The 1,331-nt window shown below is 72.1% G+C and carries 4 protein-coding genes; all 4 read left to right on the top strand.

Translation table 11 applies throughout. The annotated features are described in order from the left end of the window. On the top strand, positions 1-564 hold the full coding sequence (locus tag ABZ281_RS49545; protein ID WP_356665438.1) for a DUF5947 family protein: 564 nt from the start codon (positions 1-3) through the stop codon (positions 562-564). A 42-nt stretch (positions 565-606) separates the two neighbouring features. After that, positions 607-813: a hypothetical protein gene (locus ABZ281_RS49540; RefSeq protein ID WP_356665436.1), complete on the top strand. Its 207-nt coding sequence runs from the start codon at positions 607-609 to the stop codon at positions 811-813. Positions 814-892: 79 nt separating this feature from the next. Beyond that, positions 893-1,042: a hypothetical protein gene (locus tag ABZ281_RS49535; protein ID WP_356665434.1), complete on the top strand. Its 150-nt coding sequence runs from the start codon at positions 893-895 to the stop codon at positions 1,040-1,042. A 7-nt stretch (positions 1,043-1,049) separates the two neighbouring features. Beyond that, positions 1,050-1,331: hydrogenase maturation nickel metallochaperone HypA (locus ABZ281_RS49530; protein WP_356665432.1), on the top strand; the 282-nt coding region annotated here is incomplete at its 3' end.

Here is a 1,331-nt window from a genome sequence, read left to right as displayed (position 1 = left end):
GTGACGGACAGGACCGTGTCCAGGGCCGAGGGGCCGGCGTTGGGGCTCATCAGGACGTTCAGCAGGTCGTACGCGCGGAAGCACCTGTACGACACCGGCCAGGAAGAAGTGCGCTGCGTCTGCGGCCCCTGCTCGGTGTTGTTCGCCGACGCGGCGGCGGGGGACGGCCAGTACCGGCTCGTGCCCCGGCGCCGGCTCCGGCTGCCCAAGGTCGACACGGCCGTCCTGGGCGTACCCGTCGGCCTGGTCTTCTTCGTGCCCCGGGCGGACGGCACCGTCACCGCCGAGGGCCCGAGCCCCGCGGGAGCCATGCGGTGGGAGGTGGACACGGCAGCCTGGCAGGAGCTGTCCGGGACGTGTCCGCAGCTCGCAACCGTGGAACCCGAGGTGGAGGCCCTCCTGGTGAACACCGTCCACGGCCTCGACGAGCACTGGATCGTGCCGATCGACGACTGCTACCGGATGATCGCCGTCGTACGCCGGGAGTGGCGCGGCATGTCAGGCGGCGGCCGGATCTGGCCGGCCGTCGAGCAGTTCTTCGAGGACCTCACCGAGCGGCCATAGCCACGCACTCCGCAAGGCGGAGGCGAGGAAGGAGAGCACCCCATGGGCAACATCAGAGTGGGCCGGCCACAGGCGAAGCCCGACACACCCCGGCACGTCGCCGGCCTGCACCAGGGCAACAAGGGACCGCGCGAGCGGCAGAAGGGCCACCACGAGGACGGCACCGCCGACGCGCGCCGCTCCACCGGGATCCACTGGAAACGGCATGACGCCCTCGCGGAGACCATGCCGAACATCTCGCCGGGATGAATACCGTGATGAGGACGAGCAGGGAGTCGCCGCAATGAAACGAGCACGTTGCAGACCCGTCGCGCGCAGGCGGGGCGGGATGAGCGGGCAGCGGGTGCTGAAGACCGAGGCCGTCCTGGTGGGCGGTGTGGTCCTGGCCCTGCTCGCCTGGGAGTGGCCCAGCCTGAGGCGGGAGATGCGGATCTGGCGGATGTCCGGCGGATTCCGCGCCGGCCACCGCTACCCGTGAGCCGGCCGTGCACGAACTGTCGATCGCGACCGCGATCATCGAGCGGGCCGACGAGCTGGCCCGGGCGGACGGGACGGCCGCCGTCTCGAAGGTGACCGTCCGGGTCGGTGAGCTGGCGGGCGTCGTTCCCGACGCCCTCGGTTTCGCCTTCGAGGTGGCCCGCGACGGCACCGCCCTCGCGGGGGCGCACCTCGTCGTCGAGCAGATCCCCGCGCAGGCCCCTCGGAAACGGAATCCCCGCCGAAGGCCCCGTCCAGACCCGCCCGCATTCCGAGCGCGCTGCCGCGGC

This window comes from Streptomyces sp. NPDC006265 (assembly GCF_040613555.1).
In the GTDB taxonomy this organism is placed as follows: domain Bacteria; phylum Actinomycetota; class Actinomycetes; order Streptomycetales; family Streptomycetaceae; genus Streptomyces.
Note: the sequence above shows the minus strand (reverse complement) of the source record. Positions and strands in the feature narration are given on the sequence as shown.

What these genes read in the sequence shown, in the direction of transcription:
- ABZ281_RS49540 (WP_356665436.1), top strand. Translation starts at nt 607, where the DNA reads ATGGGCAACATCAGAGTGGGCCGGCCACAGGCGAAGCCCGACACACCC.
- ABZ281_RS49535 (WP_356665434.1), top strand. Translation starts at nt 893, where the DNA reads ATGAGCGGGCAGCGGGTGCTGAAGACCGAGGCCGTCCTGGTGGGCGGT.